This is a genomic window from Mesorhizobium sp. M7A.F.Ca.US.005.03.1.1 (assembly GCF_003997975.1).
Taxonomy (GTDB): Bacteria; Pseudomonadota; Alphaproteobacteria; order Rhizobiales; family Rhizobiaceae; genus Mesorhizobium; species Mesorhizobium ciceri.
In genome coordinates, this window is sequence record NZ_RZRO01000007.1 from 15,419 (window position 1) to 38,342 (window position 22,924).

The following is a 22,924-nucleotide window of genomic DNA, read 5'->3' on the forward strand; positions in this document are numbered from 1 at the left end:
GGGGAGACGAGTTGGAACTCAAGATCATGCTTGTCGGCTTTGCCTGCGTGGTCGCGGGCGCGCTGTCGTTCATCACCTTCATGAAATGGCGAGAGGTGAAGGCACTCAGCCGCTGGCTGCCGACGCCGGGAAAGATCATCTCGTCGCGCGTCGAGGCACGCGAGGTCAGAAGCTCGGGCGTTGGTTCGGACAGCACTGATACCACCGAAATGCGCAATTTTCCGGCGATCACCTTCGAATACAAGGTTGGCGGCAAGAAATTTCAAAGCTCGCGCTACAGCGTGAAGGAGAATTTGGGGAATTTCGAAGTCACCGAAACCCTTGCCCAGTTTCCCCGCGGCGCGGAGGTGACTGTCTTCTACAATCCGGCCGATCCGAGCAAAGCCGTGATCGAGCGCACCATGCCCGAAGGCGCCTTCAAGTTCATGATCCAGCTCTCGGCCGGGCTGGTGGTCGGCGCGCTGGTTCTGGTGTTTTCCGTCGGCGGCGTCCTGGAGGCGATCAGGCCGCATTTGCCCAAGCCGCAGAACCTCGGCGCGGGAGCGCTGCTGCTGTTCATGGGCCTGTTTGCCTTGCGCATGGGCTTCGTCCAGAAATCGCTGGCCGAGCAGGCGGCAAAATGGCCGGTCACTGCCGGCCGCATCGATAACTCGGGCCTGCAGGCGCTCCGAAACCATTCTGGCCATGGTCGCTGGCGCACCGTCTTCAAATCCCGCATCGTCTACTCCTATGACGTCGCCGGCCTGCGCTACAGCGCCGATCGTGTGACCTTCGGCGGAACCGTGACGGCTTCGTTGCCCGGCCTCGTCGGCGGCCAGGCACGGCAGTATGTCGAAGGCAGCAAGGTCGACGTCCACTATGACCCCGCCAACCCCGGCTCGGCGGTGCTGGAATGCCGGGTACGGGGGCTCTGGCTGTTATGGATCTGCTCGGCAGGCTTTCTCGGTGGCGCCGCCTTTCTGGTCGGCCTGGTCTGAGGCGCCGGACGCCTTCAACAGCGGACGAGCGGTCCGCTGTCGAAGCCAGGCCAGGTGAACCGCAGCGTGGCCCCATGCCTGACGATATGGATGACACGCGCGAACGGCTCCTCGATCGACGGGTCGGAACCGTAGCATTGGCTGGCATGCACCACCCAACCGGTCGAGCTTTTGCGAAATGTCGCCTGCTCGCAGCCGAGATCGGGGAACGACAGCGACGCCTGGTCCACTGTGAACACAGTCTCGCGTTGGATGTCGGGAGCCGCGTGGCAGTTCAGCCTGTCGCTAGACCATGTCCCAACATAAGGCGGCGCCGCCAGCGCGGAGCCACCGGCGAATGCGGATATTGCCGTCGTCATCACCAAACGCCGCATCACCACTCCTTCGATCAGTGCGCTCGACCATACAGGCTGGTGGGATTTTGCGTGGACAAGTTTTGTCCAGGAGCGGACAAACGCCGCCGTTCCGGATTTTGCTATGCTTTTGCGCGGATGATGCGACTGTGCGGGCCGACTCAACGCTTTCCCAGAGACATTGGATGATCACCCGCATACTGGCCTTTTTCCTCCTGGGCCTGCTCGGCCCGATGCAGGCGGCCTTGGCAAAAGAATGCCTCCTGAGTCACGCCACCTATCAGGAGCCGCGCTCGGGTGCCGTCGTGCAATTCCGGCCGCTCGCCAACGAGCCGGCGGCGCTGACGGCCGAAGTGTTTTCGCTGGCCGTGCCCAAAGCCGGCACGAGCCTGCCCGCCGACATCACCTGGACCAACGGCAAGAATTCCTTCCCGCTCGGCACCATTCGCCACGCCTGCACCGACGACGACCGGGAAGGCGGCCTGCAGGACGGTAGCGGATTGTGCAGGCTATGGGAGGGCCAGGTCTATGCCTTGACCGGCGGCGGCGCCGAGCAGTTGAATTCGCGCGAAGCGACACCGGCGCCGAGAGGGCTGCTCTTGCCCGGTTTCGGCGTGGCTTTCACCGAAGGAGCCGATTTCGCCAATGCCAATCCAGGCGGTTCGGCCTGGGACGCCTTCATTTTAACAGGATGCAGCGATGAATAGCGTGCGATCGACCATCTGGGCCAGTGCCCTGCTTGCATCCGCGACGATACCAGCCATGGCGGACGAGCCGGCGCCGTCGCGCCCGCCCATCGACAAATGCGCCTGGGAAAAATTGTCTGACAAAACTGTCGGGCTGGCCGCCTGGACGCAGCGCTGCGATTTCGGCTTCCGCCAGATCCATTTCGAATTCGCCGGCAAAGCGCTCGCCATCAAATACAGCGACGGCGGCGCGGCTGACCCTCTTGTCGAGGTCTTTGACATCAAGCCTGGCGAAACCGCCGAGGCTGCGTTGCAGCGCCTGTTCCTGGAAAAGACCGACAAGGCCGTCAGCGCCCGCTGTGTGCTGGCGCCTTACACCGAGGGCACGGTACCCGCCGGCGTCAAACGCTACACATTCAGCCCCGACGCCGCCTATGCGAAAGAGCTGAAAGCACTTGCCAGCTCCGACGAGATTCCCGAACCGCCCTGCGGCGACTGGGGTGAAATGCCTGACGGCATGCAGTATTTCGAGGTGCCCGCGGGTGAGGGGTACAGCCTGCTTTTTGTGCGCATCGGCCAGGACGAGCCATTGTTTGACGAGCAGACGCTACGCGTCTTGCCGAGGGGGTGAGAAGCGCTTTCTCGCCAGGTCAGGCGGATTCGGTCACCGCACCGATCCGCCGGTAGACGAATGCTTCTTCTCTCGAAGGAACTGTGGCAATGCGCTTGGCTTCGTCGATCAGCATTGCCATGCGAGCATGGATCGGCGATTTCGCGCAAGCCGGGTCCGTTGCAGCGGCATCGCCGGCGATCGCCATCGCCTGGCAGCGGCAGCCGCCCCAGTCGATCTCGCGCCGCTCACAGCCGCGGCATGGCTCCTGCATCCAGTCCGTACCGCGAAAGGCATTGAACGCCGGCGAATCGGCCCAGATTGAGGACAGCCTGCGTGGTTCGAAACGCTCGAAGCTGAGCGACGGGATCGTCTGTGCGGCATGGCAGGGCAGTACGGTGCCGTCAGGCGTCACCATGAAGGCGTCCCGCGCCCAGCCGCCCATGCACGGCTTGGGATAGATCGCGAAATAGTCCGGCGTCACAAAATCGATGTTGATGATGCCGGCCAACCGCTCCTGTGCCTCCGCGACGATCTCCGCCTGCCTATCGACCGCTTCACGCTCCGGCATCAGTTGATCGCGATTGGTCAACGCCCAGCCGGCATATTGCACATTGGCGATCTCGAGCCTCTCCGCGCCCAACGAAAGGGCGAGATCGATGAATTCCGGCACCTCCTCGATGTTATGGCGATGGATCGGCGCGTTGATGGTTAGAGGCAGACCGGCCGCGCGCGCGCGGCGTGCCGTCTCCAGCTTCTTTTCGTGGGCACCCTTGTGGTTGCCGATGCGATCCGTGGTCGCCGGCCGCGCGCCCTGAAAGCTCAGTTGCAGATGGTCTAGACCGGCTTCGGCAAATGCCTCGATACGGCCCTCGACGATGCCAACGCCCGCGGTAATCAGATTGGTGTAGACGCCGCGCCCCGCAAGCCCGGCGATCAATTGCGCGAGGTCGCGGCGCAGTGTCGGCTCGCCACCGGACAGATGCACCTGGAGCACGCCGAGATCGGCGGCCTCCGAGAACAGGGCGAGCCAGGTCTCTGTGTCGAGTTCGCGATTGGCCTTGAGCAGTTCGAGCGGATTGGAGCAATAAGGGCATTGCAGCGGGCAGCGATGCGTCAGTTCCGCCAGCATGCCGATTGGAGGGAGGAGGGGCGTGCTCATAGCCTCACCAGCAGCTTGTCCGACCATTCCTGCAGGAAGGCGATGACGTCGGTCGCCACGGCCTCCTGTTCGGCCTCATAATCGGCGGCAAGGCCGGCAATGATGTCGCCGACCGTGGACCGTCCATCGCAGCGTCGCAATATGTCGAGACTGACATCGTTCGGCCAGAATATCTTTTCCGGTGAAAGCACGGCGAATGCCTGCCGCAAGGGATCGTATTGTATGCGCACGTGCTTCGGCAGCGAAGGTACCGATCGCAACGACACCACAGCTCTTTCGCGCAGCGCCATCATAGGGCTGCCTCGGGCTGGAAGGCGCCGGGCGGTATGTTTCCCTGCTCGCCATAGGCGTGTTGAAGCGCGTCAAGCATGGCCCAGAGTATATCGCATTTGAACACCAGTGCATCGATTGCCTGCTGCTGGCGCTCCGCCGTATCGGCGTGGCTGAGCACGTAGGCAAGGGCGAAGTCGGCGTCACGCGAGGCCTGTTCGGGCCGTTGCTTGAAATAGGCCAGCGTATCCTCGGTGATGTAGTCGTATTTGGCCAGCATTGCCGGCACCCGCTCGCCGATGATGAGTGGCGAGAACATCTCGGTCAGCGAGGACGCGACCGCCTCGAACAGCGTCCGGTTTGTGCAAAAGGAAAGGTAAGCGCCCACCGCGAAGCGTGTCGCCGGCAGTGCCAGCCTTTCGCTCTTCACGGCCTCGGCGTCCAGGCCGAGCGAAGTTGCCAGATGCAGCCAGCGCGCGATGCCGCCGCTCCAGCCGTCCTCGCCGTCATGATCCTCGATCCGCTTGCGCCACGCGGCACGAAACGCTGGATCCTCGGCATGTACGAGTATCATGGCATCCTTGCGTGGGATGACCGCCTGATAGCAATAGCGGTTCAGCGCCCAGGCCTTCATCTCGGCCTTCGACAACGCGCCGCTGGTCATCCTGTGGTGAAAGGGATGGCGATTGTGATAGCGCTCGGCGCCAACCTGCCTCAGCACGGCTTCGAGAGCGCTCGTGGAGAGTCCGCCTTTGGCTGCATCGCGGAAGTCGCTCAAAATTCCATCTCCATACCGTCGTTTGCGATTTCCCAGCCTGCCGCCTTGACCGCCGCGTGTTCGGCGGAACTCTCGTCAAGGATGGGGTTGGTGTTGTTGATGTGGACGAAGACGCGACGGCCGACCTTCACATTGGCCAAGCCTGCAATCGAACCCAATTCTCCCGAGATCGCCAGATGCCCCATGCGCGCGCCGGTTTTCTGACCGACGCCGGCGACGATCATCTCGTCGTCGGTGTAGACCGTGCCGTCGAACAAAAGACAGGCGGCATCGGTGAGACGCGCGCGTAGCCGCGCATCGATGCGCGCGCAGCCTGGGATATAGAAGACGGAGCCGCGGCTGCCGATGCCGGCAATTCGGACTCCGATCGTGTCACCTGCGTCGGAGCTGAAATTGGCATCCGGATGGTCTCTATCCTCCAGATAGAGTGCTATCTTCCCGGGCACGGCAAAGGGCTCGATCATTACGCCGGTATCGCGGCCTTCTGCGTCGCAGATGGCCAACTCTTTCGCCGGCGGCAGGATGCGCCGCGGCACAAGCGCTGGATCGAGAACGTTGAAAATCGAATTCGCCTCCAGCGTCGCCAGAACCTGCGCCGTTGCATAGATGGCGAAAGGCTGCCGCTCGCGCAGGCTGAGCAGTCCGGCGATATGATCGACGTCGGCATTGGTCAGCACCACAGCGCGAATAGGTGTCGAGCGCAGCGGCGCATCGCCCGCAGGTTGCAATTCAGGTGTTGCAGCGATTTGCTGGCGAATGTCGGGCGAGGCATTGAAAAGAACCCAGCCCAACCCGTCCGCCGAGGCGGCGACACTTGACTGGGTTCGTGGATGCACGCTTGCCATGCCGTTGCGAGCCGCACGACTGAGACGGTAGTTGCAGTTCCATTGCGGAAAGCCGCCGCCCGCCGCCGATCCGATGATCCTCAAATGCATGAAAATGCCCGCGCGCCGGCTTCTCTGACCTGCAGGCAATTTGCAGTCACAAACAACACTCCGCGCGCTTTGCGTGCGTCAAAATCTTTCACGAAAATCCCATGCGGGGAGGGGATGCGCGCCCCTGTCGCCAGGGACGCGCACCTCTGCGGCCTACTTCTTGGGAGTAATTTCAGCAGGCAGATACCGTGAAATTTCGAAGCCAGCGGCAACCTGACACATGGTCGGTTTTTTCCAGTTCTTCTTCATGACATTTCTCCTCTTATACCAGCCCGAAGGGACCGATCCTGTCGTTAGCCAACCATTGCAGGGCACCGACGCAATGGCTCGTCCATCAAGTTTCAAAATGGACAAATGAAACAATAGGTTTTGAAAAATTGAAAACAAACTATCGAGAATAATTGCAGTCCTTATTTCAATTGTTCGTTGCGTAGGGTTTCTTCTCCTCCAGTGGAAGGTTTGCATCTTCCCACCCATCGGCGCCGAGCGGATACCAGATTACTGAACTGTAGCCCCACTGGACGGCCCGTTTCGCCGCATTCCACGACATCCAGCAATTCGTCATGCAGTAGAACAGAATCGCGCGCGACTTGTCCGTCCCGGCCTTGGCCGCGAGGCCTTGGCGAAAATAGCTGGCGGTCTCCTGCGAAATAGCGCCGTATCCCACATTGGCCAGCCATATGCTGCCTGGAATGTCCTTTCTGACCTTGTCTCTCCATATCGTCCCTGCCGGCAAATTGGCCGGTTTGGGCGTGTCCGGCATCACGTCGAAGAAGATCGCCTTTTTCGCTCGCCACAGCGCTTCCGCTTCCACCGTCGTCACCACCCTCGCGCCTTGCAGCGTCCGCGGCACCGGCGCCCGATAGTCGTCCATCCGGAAACCGCTGGGTTCGGCGATGTCGCCAGCCCATGTCGGCTCGGCCAGACCCAGAAGGCTCGCGGCGACCAGCACGAAAATAGTCTCCCTTCCATTCATTGGGTAATCAGGTTGTCGTGTTCGTCGATCAGCGGCACGTTGTAGCTCAGCAGGATCCTGGTGATCTCCGCCTGGTTTTCCCTGATCACCCGGTTGAGCGTCCGCTTCCATTCCTGGTCCGACGGACGTACGCCCATGGTGATGCGGTAAGACATGCGCGAGCCGGTTTTTTCCTTCACCAGTGGAACGATCGTCACATCAGCTCCGAGTTCCTTGGCGTAGTAACCTGCCATCGGTCCCCACAGCACCGCCGCATCGATCTTGTGTGCCAGCATGTCCTTGATCATGACCTCCCCCATTGATGGGGTGACGCGCGTATCCACCGCAAGCGGATAGATCTTGGCGGTCCGTAGAAGCTTGTTGGCGGCCATGTTGGCGGTTGGCGGCGTGCTTTCAACGACGCCGATCGTTTTGCCTGTGAGTCTGGGATCCTCGATCGTTTCCACGCCTTCCATATCGTGGCTTTTCGGATGCACCAGCACATAGGCGGAGCGATAGTAGGCGTTGGTGTTCTGCACCAGCTCATCGCCTTGGGCATAGCCCATGATGATGTCGCATCGGTTGGCCCCCAACGTATTGCGCACGAAGCCGGTGATCGTGGGAAACCAGGTGTAGGAGACGGACTTGCGCCCGGTTTTCGCGGCAACCAGTTCGGCCAGCTTGTTTTCGAAGCCTTCGCCGCTCTTGTCGGTGAAGGGCATATTCGAGGGATCGGCGCAGACGCGCAGAATGTCAGGGTCGACCAGTTCTCCCGCCGCGCCAAGGCCGGCGCTTTGCGCATGCGCGTTCGACGGCAGCAAGGCGAGTGTGCCGAGGATCGGCAGAACGACGCGCAGCTTCAATGCATCGCGGCCGATCATGTCATCCACCCATGCAGGATGCTTCGGCATCCTTCGCCGCCTGGGCCTTGTCTTCGTGCTTGGGCGGCCTTCCGCGGGGCGCCGCGCCATCCGCGCGCGCGCGCAGATAGACGTAGAGATCGTCCAGGTAGCAATAGACGTTCTTGTTGTCGCCAAAGGCAGGCATGACGTTTTCCTTGCCGCCGCCGACATTCTTGCGGCCTTCGGCGACGATCGAGAGGAATGTGGCGTAATCCATGGTTTTCAGGCTGTTGACCAAAGCCGGCGCATAGCTCGAACCTGTCGCGTCCTGTCCGTGGCAGACATGGCAATCGGAATGATACCGGCGGTAGCCGCTGAACGTGTACCAATCGACGGTTCCGTTTTCGATCTTGTAGGTCGGATTTCCATCCGCATCCAAATACTTGCCGCCTTCTTCCTTTACCGCCTTGGCTTTTTCCATGCTGTCGTCGGCCCGGGCGAGGCTCGAGCTTGCCAGAGGCAACAGAGCCAGCACGAAAGCCGAAATTACAATGCGAACGGACATTCAAACGCTTCCTTCATTTGCCAATGGACACGGTTTTGCTGTCGCGACCGGCATTGATCGGTGTTTTTGGGTGCGTAACCGAATCGAGAGCCCGGCCATGGCTTCCGGATGTCCGGGCTCTCGTTCTTCAAGCCTTTGGTCTCACAAGACCTGAGGCATGCTCAAGGTTCCCAGCGCATCAATCCGGGAGACCGAAGACGGTGAGCTGACCGCCCAGCGTCGTGTAGTCGGCAAGTGCCGCGTAGCCGCCGACGGCACCCAGGCCAGCTGTACCAACGACAGCGGCTTGGTCGCCTTGCGCGCGGCCCTGATCGACGGCGCCATGCCAGGCAGCGGCGTTGTCAGGCGAAAGCAGGCCGCCTGCCAGGCCGATACCAGCCCATCCACCGACGCCCGACAGAACGGCGATATACTGCTTGCCGCCCTGCTCGTAGGTCGTGATGTTGCCGATGATGCCGGACGGGGTCTTGAACTTGTAGAGTTCCTTGCCGTCCTTATCGACCGCCTTGATGTAGCCTTCGAGTGTACCGTAGAAGACGACGTCGCCATCTGTCGCCAACGCGCCCGACCACACCGAGAACTGCTCGGGCTTCGACCAGACGATCTCGCCCTTGGCCGCATCCCAGGCAATGAAGTTGCCCATGTTGCCGTCGCCGCCAGGTGCGGGATACATCGACACGGTGGCGCCAACATAAGGCTGACCGGCGGTGTAGCTCACCTTGTAAGGCTCATAGTCCATGCAGACATGGTTGGTCGGGACATAGAACAGCCCGGTCTTCGGCGAATAGGCCGCCGGCTGCTGGTCCTTCGTTCCAAGCGCCGCCGGGCAGATGCCCGTCGAGTTGGTGTCTTCGCCGTTCTGCTGGGTCGAATATTTCGCCACGACCTGCGGGCGACCATACTGTTCGCTCTTGGGGTCCATGACGACTTCGGTCGCCCAGTTCACGGCCGGATCGTATTTCTTGGCGACGAGAAGGTCGCCGGTGGCGCGATCCATGGTGTAGGCAAAACCATTGCGATCGAAATGCACCAGCACGTCGTGCTTGGCGCCGTTGACCTCCATGCCATCGACGAGGATCATCTCGTTGATGCCGTCATAGTCCCATTCGTCATGCGGGGTCATCTGGTAGAGCCATTTGGCAACACCAGTATCCGCATCGCGGGCCATGATCGTCATCGACCAGCGATTGTCGCCGGGGCGTTGGACCGGGTTCCACGTCGAGGGATTGCCGGTGCCATAATAGACCAGGTTCAGCTTGGGATCATAGGAATACCATCCCCATGTCGTGCCGCCGCCGGTCTTCCACTGCTCGCCTTCCCAGGTGTTCGTGCCGGAATCCTTGCCAACCGGCTTGCCGAGTTGCGTGGTCTTCTCGGGATCGATCAGGGTGTCTGCGTCCGGACCTTCCGAATAGGCTTTCCAGGCGAGTTTGCCATCTTTCAGATTGTAGGCGGCCAGCCAGCCGCGAACGCCGAATTCGGCGCCGGAGACGCCGATGAGCACCTTGTCCTTGACGACGACGGGGGCAGCCGTACCGGATTCGCCTTTGCCGCCATCGGTCTGGTCGCCGTTCTTGACCGACCAGACGACCTTGCCAGTCTTCGCGTCGAGGGCGACGACTGTGGTGTCGGCCTGATTGAGAATGATCTTGCCGTCACCATAGGCAACGCCACGGTTGACCGTATCGCAACACATGATCGGAATGACGTTGGGATCCTGCTTGGGTTCGTACTTCCAAAGGATCTTCCCGTCATTCTTGAGATCGAGCGCAAAGACATTGTTCGGGAAAGGCGTGTGGACATACATCACATCGCCGATGATAAGCGGTCCACCCTCGTGGCCTCGTAGCACGCCGGTGGAAAAGGTCCACTTGACCTGCAGGTTCTTCACATTGTCCGCAGTAATCTGGTTGAGTTTGGAATAGCGGGTGTTGGCGTAGTCACCCGTCTGCATTGCCCAGTTCTTCGAATCCGAAGCCAGCTTTGCAAGGTCCTCGTTAGCCGACGCCGTATAGGCCGCGCCGAGCGACAGAAACGCCGCAGTGGTTAGAATATAGGTAGCTTTCGTAAGTACACGCATCCGAATTCCTCCCGAGGTTCATAGTGATGAATCATTTGCTGAGCCCACAAGGGCTTGCCCAAGCGATTCACGGGGGGGAAATATTTCCGGCAGCGTGTCACGACCTAAGCCAGATGTGCAGAGGGCACCGTTACTGCCCACCTCACCTTGGCCTACGAAAGACTGTCGCCGCTCCCTAATGACGGTGACGCCCTTGAAGCCGGAAACAGGGTGAGGCTATGTCATCGTAAAAGGCTAGGCAAGCAAAAAAGCCTGCTGGTGTTTTTGCACCGCAATATCGTAAATGATGCGGTGCAATATAAGAAAATAAGCAGGACGGTATTTGTTAGATAAAGTATTTATGACCGCGAAATAACGATGGGGCACATAAAATTTAGTTATTTGTTGATTTTTACATTTCGCCTAAGCTTTGATTTTATTTGGAGGTATTCGCTTCGATGTCTCGGCATGGTCATGCGCGTGCTCCATTGGGAATCGATAGTGGGCCAAGCATGAGATGATCGTTGGAGTCGGGGCGTGGAGCAGGCCACGGAGCCGCCATGCGGAACCACGGTCGACAAGCCCCGCATTCCTCCTTTGGTCGCATACGGAAGCCATGGGCGCTTGACTGACTCTGCTGCACGTTGCCAACTGCCACGGTGATCCCGACTGGGCGCATCGCGCCTAGGCTAACCGGAGGTTTTCCCGTGATCAGATATGTTGGATTTTCGACTTTGCCGCTGCTCCTTGCCGGGCCGCTGGCCTTCGCAAACCCGGCGGGCGCCGCGGGTGATTACCCGACAGCAACGATCGCCGACTACGTGCTCGGCTGCATGCAGACGAACGGCCAGACACGTCAGGCGCTGGAAAGCTGTTCCTGCTCGATCGACGTCATCGCCTCGATCCTTCCCTACGACCACTATGAGAGAGCCGAGACTTTCAAGAGCATGTCTTTGACCACAGGCGAAAGCGCGGGGCTGTTTCGCGAAAGCGCACCGGCGAAGGCAGCCCGTACCGAATTGAAGCGCGCGCAGTCGGAAGCCGACGTGCGCTGCTTTTAGAGCCTGCTCCATCCGGAAGCCGGATGGAGCTTCGTCCTCTGCCTGGGCGTGATCTTCCCGAACGAGCTCCATTTTCGGGATCAAGTGGCAAGCACCGGCAGTCCAGCGCAAGATATCGAGACTTCAGAGTCCCGCTGTCTCGAGCGGCCACTGATTGCGAAATGTTTTGCCGTCCGTATCGATCGCTTCAACCTGGATTTCGCCCTTGCCGTGCACGGTGAAATCGAATCGGAAGTTGGGATCTTCCGAAATCGATATTCCACCTTCCATGGAGAGGATCGGCCGGCCGGCTTGGGAGATCGACAGTTTCTGGACAAAATGCGCCGGTATGAAATATTGGGTCAGCGGATCCCGCTGCAGCCCCGAATTGTTAGGGTGCCGGATCATCAACTGCAGTTCCTCGGTCTTGGTCATCGTCTCTTTGGGCGGGAACTGGCGCAGCTTCATCTGACCCATTGTCGCGTTGGCCTCGTCCTGGTTCTTGACCGCAGGGGCGGAGCAGCCACCTGACGCCTTGACGAAGGTCTGTACCATATGGAGTTGACCACCCTGCGTCTCAGCGATGGCACGCAGATAGGAATAGTCGTTGACGCGCACGCGCGTCGACAGATGCGTCACGCCGGCATCCTTGCCGAGCTGGAACGTTGCCGCCACCGGTGCAGGGTTCGCGTCGATGATCAAGGTAACGGATTTGATGCCGTCTGGCGCCTTGGCTGGATCGAGATAGATGTCGACGGGCACGATGGCGGCATCCTGCGCCCGCTTTGGTGCTTCGATCCTGACGACGCCGGTATCGACCAGAATTGCCCGATCGCCGAACACGTCGCCCTTCAAGTCATGCCAGATTCTATCCGAGGACGCGGTTGTTTGCTGTGCGTTGGCGGCTCCCGAGGAGCCGAGCAACGTGCCGATGGTCAAGATGATCGCGGCGAAAACGGATGCGAGCGGCAAGGCGAGCTGCCGGCTCGAGTAAGCTTGATTTTGCATTTCGATGCCTCCACCAATGCAAGAGAGGTGGTGCCCAGGCTGGCGTTGAGGATAAGCCTTTGGCGACGCCTTGGCAAATCGCCGTGCTTTGCGGCCGCCTAGCGCATGTCGGCGTCGTCTATTCCCATTCGAGTTCGGCAAATGCGGCCGTTGCGTTGCGCTCGTTGTAATCGTCGAACAGGTGCCAATTGTCCCGTTCGCTTCCGCCTGCGGTTTTGACTGCTTCGCGCAGCGGCGTTCCGTCGGCGATCGCCTTGCGGATATCGCGCGCCAGAACCTCGAAATAGCGTCGCTCCCCCGCCAGTGCCTGTGGCCAGTCGGCCGTTACAGGACCATGACCTGGAACGACGCGCGCGGCGTCGATCGCGGTGAGTGCATCCATCTGGCGGAGCCATCCAAGCAGTGATCCGTCGAGCGTCGGCAAGGAGCCCATGAACACCAGATCGCCGGCAAAGAGCGTTCTGGTCGTGGTATCGAATACGGTCAGGTCGTTGTCGGTGTGCGCCGCCTTCCATGCCCGCAGTTCGATCGTGCGCCCGCCGAGGTCGAGTTGCAGGTGATCGTCGACCAGCCTGGTCGGCGACACGATCTCGACCCCCTCCATCAGCGCCTCGCCAAGCTGTTCGCGATAGTTGTGCAGATAGAACGCGCCACGCGCGTCGAGGGCGCGCGGCAGATTGCGGTGACCGACGATGGTCGCGCCGATCTCCCGGAATGCCGCATTGCCGAAGATGTGGTCGGGGTGCATGTGGGTGTTGACCAGGAAGCGAACCGGCTTTGCGGTTACCTTTCCGATCGCGGCGAGAAAGGCGTGCGCCTCGATCAGGCTGCCACCGCTGTCGATGACGGCAACCGCATCGGTACCGATGACGGCGCCCAGATTGCAGATCGCACCGTCGTTGGCGGCGGTCATCAATTCATCCGTGCCCTGGAAGGCGAAGACGCCGTCGGCGATCTGCCTGAGCGAGAATCCCAGGTTGCCAGCCGCGGCTCGTCCGAGGCAGCACGGCATCAAGGCGGCGCTGGCGGCGGTACAGGCGAAGCCACGCACAAGCCTGCGTCTTAGCCGATCGATCGACATGAAGGCCTCCGATATGCATTTCACCTGCAGGCGATCAGGTGACGTCCGGAAATCTATGATGGAACGACCGCAGAAGGTCGCTCATCACCTGCGAATTGCGATGTTGCCGTGGCAACCGTACGTCGAACACGCCGAGCACATGGGTTGGCCGCGGCGCGAGCACGATGATGCGGTCCGAGAGCATCAGTGCCTCGCGTAGATTGTGCGTCACCATCAAGGCGGTCGTGGGCCGTTCCGACCACACGGTCAAAAGCAGATGCCGAAGCCGCTCGGCGGTCTGTTCGTCGAGCGAGACAAAGGGTTCGTCCAGGAAAAGCACCGCCGGCTCCGTGGCGAAAGCCCTGGCAAGTGCTGCCCTGCGCGCAAGGCCGAGCGACAGTTCGGCAGGATAGAGCGAGCGCATGGCCGCGAGGCCGAGCGTGTCGAACAGCCCGTCGAGATTTTTCGCCCTCAAGCTTTTCGGCAACGCCAGCCTGACATTCTGCTCCACCGTTCGCCACGGCAGCAGGGTCGGTTCCTGGAATACGGCGGCGATGCGGTTCGAACCTCCTTGCGGCAACTGGAAGGAGCCGGAAAAGTCTTTGTCCAAGCCAAGCAGGATACGCAGCGTCGTGGTCTTGCCGCAGCCCGACGGTCCAAGCAAGCAGGCGAATTCGCCTTGCCGGACCTCGAAGGAAAGGTCCTGAAGCGCCGTGATCGAGACGCCTCGCGCGGACCTGAAGGTCTTTTCGGCGATGTCGACCTTAAGCGGGACGACGGCGCCAACGGGTTGCATGTCGTTCAACGGGCTGCACCAGGAGAAGTTCAATGACAAGCATCACCGCCACGAAAGCCAGCGTGTAGGCAAGAATGGCGGCGACATCGAAAAGCTGGAAATAGAGATGGATCTGGAAGCCGACACCGTTCGAGCGGCCGAGCAGTTCGACGACCAGGACGATCTTCCAGATGAGGGCGATGCCGGATCGCGACGCGGCGGCAAGATAGGGCTGCAATTGCGGCAGCAGGATATGGCGGATGCGATCAAGGCGGCCGAAGCGATAGACGGTGGCCATTTCGGCGTAGCTTGGATCAAGCGTCCTGGCGCCTTCACGCATCGTCACCACGACATTCGGGATCTTGTTCACTGCCACCGCGCCGATCGCCGCCGCCTCGTTGAGGCCGAACCAGATGTAGCCGAGGACGATGACCACCAGCGCCGGGATGTTGAGGAACAGGATCACCCACGGGTTGAAAAAACGGTCGACGCGACGATAGCTGCCGAGCAAAACGCCGATGACGGATCCGATGATCATTGCGACGATATATGCTGCGGCGACCCGGCCGAGGGTCACGCCGAGATGGTAAAAGAGGTCGCCGCTCGCAGCCTCCCTGAGAAGCACCTGCCAGACCTGCCCAGGTCCTGGAAAGGCACGGCTTGGCCAGACGCCTGCCGCAAGGTTCCACAGCAGGCAAAGCCCGAGCAGGGAAACCGCTACGGTCAGCGCGGGCGCCAGTGCCGTCGCCAGGCTGCGTCGGCCGGACATGCTCGGCGGGGCATCACGCGTGCCGTCGGTTTCCGATGCGGTCATTTCCAGGGTTCCTGCCAGAATGTGCCGGGCGCCATCTCCGGCGCGCTGCCGACCAGCTTCGCGCCGCCGATCGCCGCCAGCACATGGTATAGCCTGCCGGCGTCAGCCGCTTCCTCGGCGACCGACCGTCTGGGAATGCCCTGACGATAGCGATCGCGCAGTTTTTCCAGTTCCTTGCCTTCCGCGCGAATGATCGGCGCCAGGCGCAGCCATTCGTCATCGGATCTGGCCAGCAAGTCCTTGGCTTGCGCGGACGCCCTTACGAACCCCCTGACGGCATCGGGGTTCTCGTTCGCCCATTGGTCATGGAAGACGTAACCGAGCGCCGACACGGGTCCCAGAGCCCCAAGCGTCTTTGCCGCGTCATTCACGCCGATCAATCGACGGAAGCCATTGGCCTCGAGACGGGCGCAAAAATGCCAGAAATTCAGCACTGCATCGAGTTCGCCCTGTATCGCCTTTTCCGAAATCAGCGGCGGCGCGCCAAAGACGATGTCGCTGGTTGCCGACAGGTCGACGCCGAGATCGCGTCTGGTCAGCGCTTGTATCAGCAGCCAACTCTTGTCGAGCGGGCCGCCGGCGACGCCGATCTTCTTGTCCTTGAGATCGGCGACCGTCCGGATCGGTGAACCCTCCTTCACCATGATCGCGCCCACGGCGGTGGAATAGGGGAACAATGTGAGGTCGCCGCCTTCGGAGCGCTGGCGCGAGACCCACAGCCAGTCGGAGACGATCATGTCGATCGCGCCAGCCTGCATCGCGACGCTGGTTGCATCCTCGCCGGCGAAGTCGATGATCTCCAGATCGATCCCGTTCGCGGCATCGAACTTGTGCTGCCGTAGCGTATCGAGTTCCCAACTCACGGTTCCAAACTTCAGCACACCGAGGCGAATCCTGGCTGCCGCAACGGCTGGCCTGGTAGCAAGAACAGCGGCTGTCCCGAGAACCGCCAGACGCAACGTCATGCGCCGTGAAACCATCATGACACCTCCTCCCCAGGGTTCCGCGCTGCCAAATCAGATGGCTCGTTCCTTGCTCGGAAATGCGCATTTCCAGCGCATGACCTTGAGGGTCGGGTGTTCTTGAGACCATTTCGCGATTTCGCTGGGGGCAAGGAACATGCATTGGAACAGGGTGCCGCGGCTCTCGAAATAGAGATGTTCGTCTCGGCAATTGCTCGGATTGGCGCTGAGGCAAACCGTCAATATGAGATCGACCATGTCCATTCAGCACCTCTTGCGCGTTCCCAAACGCCCATCTCGGCGAGTCCAGCCCAACCAGGAGCCAGGACAAAACCGCCACTTGCCGGATTTCTCAAGGTGCCAATGGAGAAACCGGAATGAGGTCAAGCTACGCGCTCGCCCGATAGTCGTCAACAAAGACGAATGGGCAGAATCCTTGAGCACCCAGGCCTCTAAACCTTTGTACGATTGACTTTCACAACATGCCGATTAGCTTCCAGGTGACGCGGCGCGGCTCCACGGGAGAAGCGGAATTTCCACGCCACCGCGTAAGGCGCATGCCGACGGATCAAAGGATCGGCATGCGCAAATCGTCCAGGGCACCCAGACGATCAATGAGGAAATACCATGCGCGCAATCGCATTTTTCGCAGTCATGTCCGTTGTGCCCTTCATCGCGAGCCAATCCCAGGCACAGGATGCGGCGGCGGGTGAGAAGGTCTTCGCCAAATGCAAGGTCTGCCATGTCGCCGACCAGGACAAGAACAAGGTCGGCCCGTCGTTGAACGGCGTCATCGGCCGAACAGCCGGCACGCACCCGGGGTTCAGCTATTCTCAGGCGATGGTCGCGGCAGGCAAGTCCGGCGTCAAATGGGATGAACCCACGCTGAAGACTTACCTTCACGATCCCAAGGCCATGGTCAAAGGAACAAAGATGGCGTTTGTCGGCCTCAAACAGGACGAAGACATCGCCAATGTCATCGCCTATCTGAAGCAATTCTCGAAATAGCGCGCCGCCGGCCGTTCGAACTTGCGTTCGGCCGGCGTTCGCCTACGCATCGGCTTGCAGCCCCTGCATTGCCGAAGGCAGATCGAAAAGGCTGTCGCAAACAAGATCGGCGCCAAGCTCTTCCACCGGAATGTGGCTGTAGCCGCCACGCAGCAGAATGACGGGCATGCCGGCGGCGCGTGCGGCGCCCAGGTCAGCGCCACTGTCTCCGACCAGCAGCGCGTCACCCGGGTCGACGCCTAGCTGTGCCAACGCCAGCAGCAGGGCATCGGGCGCCGGTTTCAGGTATGTCACCGCGTCTCCGCCGACGATCGCACCGAAATATTCCGTCAATCCGAAATGAAGCAGGATTTCGCGGGTCGCCAACTGCGGTTTGTTGGTTGCCACCCCCATGCCTACTCCGCCCAAATGAAAGTGGGTGAGGGCCTCCCTGACGCCAGGCATCAGCCTTGTCAGGCCGGTCAGGTGCCGGCGGTAGATAGGCGCCATGACGCGGTTTGCCTCATCGAGAGCGTTGCCGAGCAGTGGCGCTCCCGATGCCGCGAAGGCTCGCTCGATCAGTTTCCTGACACCGCCGCCGATCATGGCCTTGACCCGGTCCAGGCGCAGCGGCGGCAGATCGCGGCTGGCCAGCAATTCGTTGACGGCGGCCGCTATGTCCGGTGCCGAGTCGACCAGCGTGCCGTCGAGGTCGAACAGGATCGCCTTCGGCGATCGAAGCGGCCTACCTGCGCCGACGTTCATGCGTCATCCTTCCACTTGATCGAGCAGCCGATCGAGGCGACCTGGTCCAGCGGCCCGTCGCCGGTTCGGGCAACCTGCTTCATCGCCTTGAACAGATCGCGTCTCAGCCCGGGCGCTCCGGCTTCTCGTCGCGAGGCGTCCAGCCGACCGCGATATTGCAATCCCAACTCGCTGTTGAACCCGAAGAAATCGGGAGTACACACCGCCACGTAATCGCGCGCTACAGTTTGGCGCTGGTCGTGCAGGTAAGGGAAGCTGAAGCCGTTCGTCGTGGCGAAGAGCTTCATTTGCTCGAAGGAATCCTCCGGGTAGGTGTCGGCATCGTTCGAGTTGATTGCGACAAAGCCGATACCTTCGGCCTTGAGGTCGTTGGCATCGCGCACGATACGTGAAATCACCGCCTTCACATAAGGGCAGTGATTGCAGATGAAGGCCACGACCAGGCCATTCGGGCCGGCCTGGCTGAGGATCGAATGCGACCTGCCGTCGACGCCGGGCAAAACGGCATCGATCGCGCGCCAGCCGAAATCGCAGACAGGGGGAACGGCCGCCATGCTTGCCTCCGATGAAATGGTTTACGCGGCTTTCCGGATCGCACCGTCGGCCGCCTGTCGGATGGTTCCAATGTTGGCGCGGTAGGCCGCCTCGGCGCCTCCCTTGAACACGGCCGACCCGGCGACCAGCACATTGGCGCCGGCCGCGGCGACCAGCGGGGCGGTTTCGGCCGTGACGCCGCCATCGATTTCGATGTCAATCGGGCGGTGGCCAACCAATGCCTTGATTCGCCTGATCTTCTCGATGACCGCGGAAATGAAGGCCTGGCCGCCGAAGCCTGGATTGACCGTCATCAGAAGCACCAGATCGAGCCTGTCGAGCACATACTCGATGACGCTCTCCGGCGTCGAAGGATTCAGCGATACGCCGGCCTTCTTGCCGAGATTTTTGATCGCCTGCAGGGAACGATCGAGATGCGGCCCGGCCTCTGCATGCACCGTGATGATGTCGCAACCGGCGTCGGCGAAGGCGGCCAGATAGGGGTCGGCCGGCGCGATCATCAGATGGCAGTCGAAGATTTTGTCCGTTCGGTCGCGGATCGCCTTGATCACCGGCGGACCGAAGGTGATGTTGGGCACGAAGTGGCCGTCCATCACGTCGAGATGGATCCAGTCGGCACCCGCCCGCACGACAGCTTCGACCTCGTCGCCGAGCCGCGAGAAATCCGCGGAAAGCACGGAGGGTGCGATGATTGTCCCGGTGACCATGGTCGTCGTCTCCAATTCTGTCTGCGGTGTTGGTCGCTGCGCCGGCCGCTTCGTCCTGTCAGCGCATCTTCGTCTCCGGTTCGCCTTCCAGTTTCCCTTCCGCGAACACGCGGCTGCCGCGAATGTCGGATTCCTCGATGGTGATAAGATCGGCCTTGGTCAACACCCGGCTGCGCGATGCGAAAAGCCGGTTAGCCTGCCGCAGCCGCGCCCGGTCAAGCCCATTGCGAACCGAACGCGCGTTGGAGAAATGCGGCAGCCTCATGCGGATCGGAAGATACTCTTCGAGCGCCTGGGACGCCGCCTCGCTGAGGCGATAATTCTGCTCCGCGAGCATAATCTCGGCGATCGATTTCAGTTCGCTGACGCCATAGTCGGGGAAGTCGAGGTGGTGGGCGATGCGCGAACGCATGCCGGGATTGCTGTCGAAGAAGCGGTCCATCTTGTTCTTGTAGCCGGCAAGGATCACAACCAGATCGTCACGGTTGTTCTCCATGCACTGCAGCAGGATTTCGATCGATTCCTGGCCGTAGTCGCGTTCGTTCTCTGGCTTGTAGAGATAGTAGGCCTCGTCGATGAAAAGCACGCCGCCCATGGCACGCTTGATCACCTCGCGGGTCTTGGGCGCGGTGTGGCCCACATACTGGCCGACGAGATCGTCGCGAGTCACGGCGACCATGTGGCCTTCGCGGACATAACCCAGACGATGCAGGATTTCGGCCATCCTCAGCGCCACCGTGGTCTTTCCGGTGCCAGGATTTCCCGTGAAATTCATGTGCAGCGTCGGCGCGCCCGATGTCAGTCCGAACCTGCGGCGAAGCCGGTCGACCAGGAGGAGGGCGGCGATCTCGCGGATGCGGGTCTTGACCGGCTTCAGGCCAACGAGTTCTCGGTCGAGCTTGTCCATCACCTCGTCGATGTTGGACGCCTCGAACTCGGCCTGCAGATCGACCGTCGCGTCCTGTGCGGCAGCGTCCTTTGTCATCGCGTTCAGCATGGTTCGGCTAGCTCCGCTCGCCCTCGGGCCTGTCGGTCGCATAAGGCACGATCGAATAACCCTGGCTGCGGCCGTCACGCTCCTGGCGCAGCAGCCGGAACCCGGGTTCGCTGGGCGGCCGGTTGACAATGAACGACATGCGCGGCGCTTCCCAGCCCTTGGTCGAATCGAAGGCGGTCACCCGCACATACATGTTCGGACAGGCTTTCCGGCAAGCATTGACCTCGAGCAGTATGCCCGCCGGATCTTTCAAGTCGAACATCGGGTTGCCGTACATTTCCCAATAGGTATTTCGCGGATGCGGATCGTCCGTGTACTCGACGCTGACCGCCCAATGGTTCTTCAGCGCGTATTTGATCTGCGCCGAAATCTGCTCGTCGGTCAGGTCGGGCAGGAACGAGAACTGCCCCTGTGTGACCTTGTTTCCCGGATTGGTCATCATGACGACGGTTCCTTTCGTCTAGAAGCTGGGCGTTGCGGTTGGCACGAAGTCGGCCGTGTCGGTCGATTCGTAGTTGAAGGTGACGTCCTTCCAGGTCTCCAGGGCAGCCTTCAGCGGCGTGCACCATCTGGCCGCCTGTTCGAGGATCTTGGTCCCTTCGCGCAAATAATCGCGCCCCTCGTTGCGGGCCAGGATCATCGCTTCCAAGGCGACGCGATTGGCCGTCGCGCCTGCCTGGATACCGTCCGGATGGCCGATCGTGCCGCCGCCGAACTGCAGGATGACGTCCTCGCCGAGATAGTGGATCAACTGGTGCATCTGGCCGGCATGGATGCCGCCCGAGGCAACGGGCATCACCTTGTTGAGCGAGGCCCATTCCTGATCGAAGAACAGCCCGGTTTCGAGGTTCTGAGGCGTGCGCTCCTCGCGCAGCGTGTCATAAAATCCCTTGATCATGAGCGGGTCGCCTTCCAGCTTGCCGACCACCGTGCCGGCATGGATATGGTCGACGCCGGCCATGCGCATCCATTTGCAGATGACGCGGAAATTCATGCCGTGGTTCTTCTGGCGCGAATAGGTCGAGTTGCCGGCACGGTGCAGGTGCAGGATCATGTCGTTGCGGCGTGCCCACTTGGCCATCGACTGGATCGCCGTGTAGCCGATGACGAGGTCGATCATGACGATGCAGGAGCCAAGTTGCTTGGCGAATTCGGCGCGCTCGTACATCTCCTCCATCGTGCCGGCGGTGACGTTGAGATAATGGCCTTTGACCTCGCCGGTGGCGGCCGACGCCTTGTTCACGGCCTCCATGCAGTAGAGGAAGCGGTCGCGCCAATGCATGAAGGGCTGCGAGTTGATGTTCTCGTCGTCCTTGACGAAGTCGAGGCCGCCCTTCAGCGCTTCATAAACGACGCGCCCGTAATTGCGTCCCGACAGGCCGAGCTTCGGCTTCGTCGTTGCGCCGAGCAGCGGCCGGCCGAACTTGTCGAGCCGCTCACGCTCCACCACGATGCCGGTCGCCGGCCCCTGGAAAGTTTTGAGATACGCCACCGGGATACGCATGTCTTCCAGCCGCAACGCCTTGACTGCCTTGAAGCCGAACACATTGCCGATGATCGATGCGGTCAGGTTGGCGATCGAGCCCGGCTCGAACAGGTCGAGGTCGTAGGCCATGTAGGCGAAGTACTGTTGCTCGGTCTTGGTTCCGGGACCGGTGTTCGGCACCGGCTCGGATCTGAACGCCTTGGCGCGATAGAGCTCGCAAGCTGTCAGCCGGTCGGTCCACACCACGGTCCACGTCGCGGTGGAGGATTCACCGGCGATGGCGGCTGCCGCCTCCTCGTGGTCGACACCGGGTTGCGGCGTGATCCGGAACATGGCGATCAGATCGGTTTCCTTGGGCCTGTAGTCAGGCTCCCAGTAGCCCATCTTCTTGTAGGGGATGACCCCTGACTTGTAGCGCTCCTTGCCTTCCTTGAGCGTCCCCGCTGGCAGTATGTCGATCTTGTTCATGACAGGTCTCCTGTTTGTTGCTCAGGCGGCTTTCGCGGTTGCGATTTGGGGGTCGAGTTTTCCCGCGGCGTAACGTTTCGCCATCTCGTCCATGGCGATGACCTTGATCTTCGAGGCGTTGGACGCCGTACCGAAACGCTCGAAGCGGTCCCGGCAAAGGTCGCGCAAGGCATCCATGGCGGGCTTCAGGAATTTGCGGGGATCGAACTCGCGCGGGTCTTCCGTCGCGACGCGGCGGAACTGCCCGGCCATGGCCATGCGGCAATCGGTGTCGATATTGACCTTGCGCACGCCGTAGCGGATGCCGCGCTCGATCTCCTCGACCGGGACGCCAAAAGTCTGGGGCATCTCGCCGCCGTATCTGTTGATGATGTCCTGCAACTCCTGCGGCACAGAGGAAGAGCCGTGCATGACCAGATGCGTGTTGGGCAGCTTCTCGTGGATCGCCTCGATCACCTGCATGGCCAGGATGTCGCCGTCCGGCTTGCGGGTGAATTTGTAGGCACCGTGCGAGGTGCCGCAGGCAATCGCCAGCGCGTCGACCTGGGTTGCGGTCACGAAGTCGACCGCCTGATCGGGATCGGTCAGGAGCTGGTCGTGGGAGAGCGCGCCCTCGGCGCCGTGGCCATCCTCGGCCTCGCCTTGGCCGGTTTCCAGCGAGCCGAGCACGCCCAGTTCGCCTTCGACGGAAGCGCCGACCCAATGCGCCATACGTGCGACGCGTTCGGTTATGGCGACGTTGTAGTCGTAGCTTGCCGGCGTCTTGGCGTCCGCCATCAAGGATCCGTCCATCATCACCGAGGTGAAGCCGTGGCGGATCGCGGAAAGGCAGGTGGCCTCGCTGTTGCCGTGGTCTTGATGGATGCATAGCGGGATGGTTGGGTGGATTTCGGTCAGCGCCTCCATCATCTTGGCCAGCATGATGTCGTTGGCATAGGATCGGGCGCCACGCGAAGCCTGGATGATGACAGGCGCGTCGCAGGCCTTGGCCGCTTCCATGATGGCGAGGCCCTGTTCCATGTTGTTGATGTTGAATGCCGGTACGCCGTAGCCGTGCTCGGCGGCATGGTCGAGAAGCTGGCGAAGGGTGATGCGAGCCATTGTGAAT

General features: G+C 61.2%; 27 protein-coding genes. 5 read left to right on the top strand and 22 right to left on the bottom strand.

Annotated features, from left to right (window positions below):
* The first annotated feature begins 11 nt into the window (after positions 1–11).
* On the top strand, positions 12–977 hold the full coding sequence (locus EN990_RS05210) for a DUF3592 domain-containing protein (RefSeq protein WP_245268559.1): 966 nt from the start codon (positions 12–14) through the stop codon (positions 975–977).
* Positions 978–991: 14 nt separating this feature from the next.
* On the opposite strand, the gene EN990_RS05215 is transcribed toward EN990_RS05210, so the two are convergent.
* Positions 992–1,351, bottom strand: coding sequence for a hypothetical protein (locus tag EN990_RS05215; RefSeq protein WP_013532081.1), 360 nt, complete (start codon positions 1,349–1,351; stop codon positions 992–994).
* Positions 1,352–1,515: 164 nt separating this feature from the next.
* Between EN990_RS05215 and EN990_RS05220 the strand changes: the two genes are divergently transcribed.
* Positions 1,516–2,037, top strand: coding sequence for a hypothetical protein (locus tag EN990_RS05220; protein WP_013532080.1), 522 nt, complete (start codon positions 1,516–1,518; stop codon positions 2,035–2,037).
* Positions 2,030–2,647 (top strand): hypothetical protein, encoded by a 618-nt coding sequence (locus EN990_RS05225; RefSeq protein ID WP_063167841.1) that lies wholly within the window; start codon positions 2,030–2,032, stop codon positions 2,645–2,647. The genes EN990_RS05220 and EN990_RS05225 overlap by 8 nt, the downstream gene beginning before the upstream one ends.
* 19 nt (positions 2,648–2,666) lie before the next feature.
* Here EN990_RS05225 and pqqE read toward each other — a convergent pair whose 3' ends face one another.
* The 8 genes from pqqE to EN990_RS05270 all read right to left on the bottom strand — a co-directional run bounded on the left by pqqE (position 2,667) and on the right by EN990_RS05270 (position 10,213).
* A complete protein-coding gene (gene pqqE / locus EN990_RS05230; protein WP_127368066.1) occupies positions 2,667–3,788 on the bottom strand; it encodes a pyrroloquinoline quinone biosynthesis protein PqqE in 1,122 nt (373 codons plus the stop codon).
* Positions 3,785–4,078 carry a pyrroloquinoline quinone biosynthesis peptide chaperone PqqD gene (gene pqqD, locus EN990_RS05235; RefSeq protein ID WP_032808964.1) on the bottom strand — a complete coding sequence of 98 codons (294 nt, stop codon included), beginning with the start codon at positions 4,076–4,078 and terminating at the stop codon, positions 3,785–3,787. The genes pqqE and pqqD overlap by 4 nt, the downstream gene beginning before the upstream one ends.
* The gene (gene pqqC, locus EN990_RS05240; RefSeq protein ID WP_013532076.1) at positions 4,078–4,836 is read right to left on the bottom strand and encodes a pyrroloquinoline-quinone synthase PqqC; all 759 of its coding nucleotides are present in this window, start codon (positions 4,834–4,836) and stop codon (positions 4,078–4,080) included. The genes pqqD and pqqC overlap by 1 nt, the downstream gene beginning before the upstream one ends.
* On the bottom strand, positions 4,833–5,771 hold the full coding sequence (gene pqqB / locus EN990_RS05245; protein WP_013532075.1) for a pyrroloquinoline quinone biosynthesis protein PqqB: 939 nt from the start codon (positions 5,769–5,771) through the stop codon (positions 4,833–4,835). Before pqqB ends, pqqC begins: the two co-directional genes overlap by 4 nt.
* A 415-nt stretch (positions 5,772–6,186) precedes the next feature.
* A complete protein-coding gene (locus EN990_RS05255) occupies positions 6,187–6,723 on the bottom strand; it encodes a PQQ-dependent catabolism-associated CXXCW motif protein (RefSeq protein WP_338048481.1) in 537 nt (178 codons plus the stop codon).
* Positions 6,724–6,743: 20 nt separating this feature from the next.
* Positions 6,744–7,637, bottom strand: coding sequence for a quinoprotein dehydrogenase-associated putative ABC transporter substrate-binding protein (locus EN990_RS05260; RefSeq protein ID WP_013532072.1), 894 nt, complete (start codon positions 7,635–7,637; stop codon positions 6,744–6,746).
* Positions 7,609–8,133 carry a c-type cytochrome, methanol metabolism-related gene (locus EN990_RS05265; RefSeq protein WP_013532071.1) on the bottom strand — a complete coding sequence of 175 codons (525 nt, stop codon included), beginning with the start codon at positions 8,131–8,133 and terminating at the stop codon, positions 7,609–7,611. The genes EN990_RS05260 and EN990_RS05265 overlap by 29 nt, the downstream gene beginning before the upstream one ends.
* 178 nt (positions 8,134–8,311) lie before the next feature.
* Positions 8,312–10,213 carry a methanol/ethanol family PQQ-dependent dehydrogenase gene (locus tag EN990_RS05270; protein ID WP_013532070.1) on the bottom strand — a complete coding sequence of 634 codons (1,902 nt, stop codon included), beginning with the start codon at positions 10,211–10,213 and terminating at the stop codon, positions 8,312–8,314.
* 686 nt (positions 10,214–10,899) lie between these two features.
* Between EN990_RS05270 and EN990_RS05275 the strand changes: the two genes are divergently transcribed.
* On the top strand, positions 10,900–11,253 hold the full coding sequence (locus EN990_RS05275; RefSeq protein WP_127368065.1) for a hypothetical protein: 354 nt from the start codon (positions 10,900–10,902) through the stop codon (positions 11,251–11,253).
* A gap of 123 nt (positions 11,254–11,376) precedes the next feature.
* Here EN990_RS05275 and EN990_RS05280 read toward each other — a convergent pair whose 3' ends face one another.
* The 6 genes from EN990_RS05280 to EN990_RS05305 form a co-directional block, all read right to left on the bottom strand.
* The gene (locus EN990_RS05280) at positions 11,377–12,240 is read right to left on the bottom strand and encodes a quinoprotein dehydrogenase-associated SoxYZ-like carrier (protein WP_013532068.1); all 864 of its coding nucleotides are present in this window, start codon (positions 12,238–12,240) and stop codon (positions 11,377–11,379) included.
* Positions 12,241–12,358: 118 nt separating this feature from the next.
* Positions 12,359–13,321, bottom strand: a complete 963-nt coding sequence (locus EN990_RS05285; RefSeq protein ID WP_127368064.1) for a quinoprotein relay system zinc metallohydrolase 2 — start codon at positions 13,319–13,321, stop codon at positions 12,359–12,361.
* 34 nt (positions 13,322–13,355) lie between these two features.
* Positions 13,356–14,096 carry an ATP-binding cassette domain-containing protein gene (locus EN990_RS05290; protein WP_064995363.1) on the bottom strand — a complete coding sequence of 247 codons (741 nt, stop codon included), beginning with the start codon at positions 14,094–14,096 and terminating at the stop codon, positions 13,356–13,358.
* Entirely contained in the window at positions 14,065–14,889 is an 825-nt protein-coding gene (locus tag EN990_RS05295) for an ABC transporter permease (protein WP_027162619.1), read from the bottom strand. The genes EN990_RS05290 and EN990_RS05295 overlap by 32 nt, the downstream gene beginning before the upstream one ends.
* A complete protein-coding gene (locus tag EN990_RS05300; RefSeq protein ID WP_127384921.1) occupies positions 14,886–15,872 on the bottom strand; it encodes an ABC transporter substrate-binding protein in 987 nt (328 codons plus the stop codon). Before EN990_RS05300 ends, EN990_RS05295 begins: the two co-directional genes overlap by 4 nt.
* A 33-nt stretch (positions 15,873–15,905) precedes the next feature.
* Positions 15,906–16,115 carry a hypothetical protein gene (locus EN990_RS05305; protein WP_013532063.1) on the bottom strand — a complete coding sequence of 70 codons (210 nt, stop codon included), beginning with the start codon at positions 16,113–16,115 and terminating at the stop codon, positions 15,906–15,908.
* 363 nt (positions 16,116–16,478) lie between these two features.
* On the opposite strand from EN990_RS05305, the gene EN990_RS05310 reads away from it, so the two are divergent.
* Positions 16,479–16,859, top strand: a complete 381-nt coding sequence (locus EN990_RS05310) for a cytochrome c family protein (RefSeq protein WP_024504374.1) — start codon at positions 16,479–16,481, stop codon at positions 16,857–16,859.
* A 42-nt stretch (positions 16,860–16,901) separates the two neighbouring features.
* On the opposite strand, the gene gph is transcribed toward EN990_RS05310, so the two are convergent.
* Genes gph through fba form a run of 7 tightly spaced genes read right to left on the bottom strand, consistent with a single transcriptional unit; the run spans position 16,902 to position 22,917 of the window.
* The gene (gph, locus tag EN990_RS05315; protein WP_127384920.1) at positions 16,902–17,603 is read right to left on the bottom strand and encodes a phosphoglycolate phosphatase; all 702 of its coding nucleotides are present in this window, start codon (positions 17,601–17,603) and stop codon (positions 16,902–16,904) included.
* Positions 17,600–18,157, bottom strand: a complete 558-nt coding sequence (locus EN990_RS05320; protein WP_127370566.1) for a thioredoxin family protein — start codon at positions 18,155–18,157, stop codon at positions 17,600–17,602. The genes gph and EN990_RS05320 overlap by 4 nt, the downstream gene beginning before the upstream one ends.
* 21 nt (positions 18,158–18,178) lie before the next feature.
* Positions 18,179–18,865, bottom strand: coding sequence for a ribulose-phosphate 3-epimerase (gene rpe / locus EN990_RS05325; RefSeq protein ID WP_013532059.1), 687 nt, complete (start codon positions 18,863–18,865; stop codon positions 18,179–18,181).
* 58 nt (positions 18,866–18,923) lie between these two features.
* Positions 18,924–19,862, bottom strand: coding sequence for a CbbX protein (gene cbbX / locus EN990_RS05330; RefSeq protein WP_013532058.1), 939 nt, complete (start codon positions 19,860–19,862; stop codon positions 18,924–18,926).
* A 7-nt stretch (positions 19,863–19,869) separates the two neighbouring features.
* Entirely contained in the window at positions 19,870–20,304 is a 435-nt protein-coding gene (locus EN990_RS05335) for a ribulose bisphosphate carboxylase small subunit (RefSeq protein WP_013532057.1), read from the bottom strand.
* Positions 20,305–20,322: 18 nt separating this feature from the next.
* Positions 20,323–21,816 (bottom strand): ribulose-bisphosphate carboxylase large subunit, encoded by a 1,494-nt coding sequence (locus EN990_RS05340; RefSeq protein WP_127388253.1) that lies wholly within the window; start codon positions 21,814–21,816, stop codon positions 20,323–20,325.
* Between the two features lie 21 nt (positions 21,817–21,837).
* Positions 21,838–22,917, bottom strand: coding sequence for a class II fructose-bisphosphate aldolase (fba, locus tag EN990_RS05345; RefSeq protein WP_013532055.1), 1,080 nt, complete (start codon positions 22,915–22,917; stop codon positions 21,838–21,840).
* Positions 22,918–22,924: the final 7 nt, after the last annotated feature.